Genomic DNA, 534 nt, shown 5'->3' on the forward strand with positions numbered 1-534 from the left:
CGCGGCGGCGTGGGCCTTGGCTGCGGCGACACCGACGAGCAGCGCACCGGCGAGGCCGGGACCGATCGTCACGCACACGGCGTCGGGCTTGGCGATCCCGGCCGCGGCGAGCGCCCGATGTGGTTTGATACGCGCGCTGCCACACGGCTTTCTCGTGGTGGGTGGGGCGCTACGGCTACGGTAATTGGACACAGCGAAGGCAGGTGGAGGCGACAATGAGCGGTCCGCACGACCCGCAGGATTCCGACGATTCGACCAAGCAGTGGGCGCCGTCGCCCCCGCCGTCCTCCGGAGCCGAGCAGGGGCCGGCCCCGACGCAGGCGTTCGGCACGCCGCAGCAGGGGCAGCCCGCCGGCCAGCAGTGGGGCCAGCAGGGCCAACAGACCCCCGGCCAGCCGCAGCAGGGTCAGCCGCAGTGGGGGCAGCAACCCGGCCAAGGCCAAACCCCCGGCCAGCAGTGGGGCCAGCAGCCCGGCCAGGGCCAGCAGTGGGGACAACCCCAGCAGGGTCAGCCCCAGTGGGGGCAGCCCGCCC

The 534-nt window shown here is 74.2% G+C and carries 2 pseudogenes; one reads left to right on the forward strand and one right to left on the reverse strand.

What is annotated here, in order from left to right:
• Window positions 1–192: pseudogene (locus tag AIIKEEIJ_RS33675) on the reverse strand (hypothetical protein); the annotation flags it as partial.
• Window positions 193–215: 23 nt separating this feature from the next.
• Here AIIKEEIJ_RS33675 and AIIKEEIJ_RS14780 point away from each other — a divergent pair.
• Window positions 216–534, forward strand: a pseudogene (locus AIIKEEIJ_RS14780) (DUF4333 domain-containing protein); the annotation flags it as partial.

This window comes from Rhodococcus sp. YH1 (genome assembly GCF_009939605.1).
Classification (GTDB): Bacteria; Actinomycetota; Actinomycetes; order Mycobacteriales; family Mycobacteriaceae; genus Rhodococcus; species Rhodococcus aetherivorans.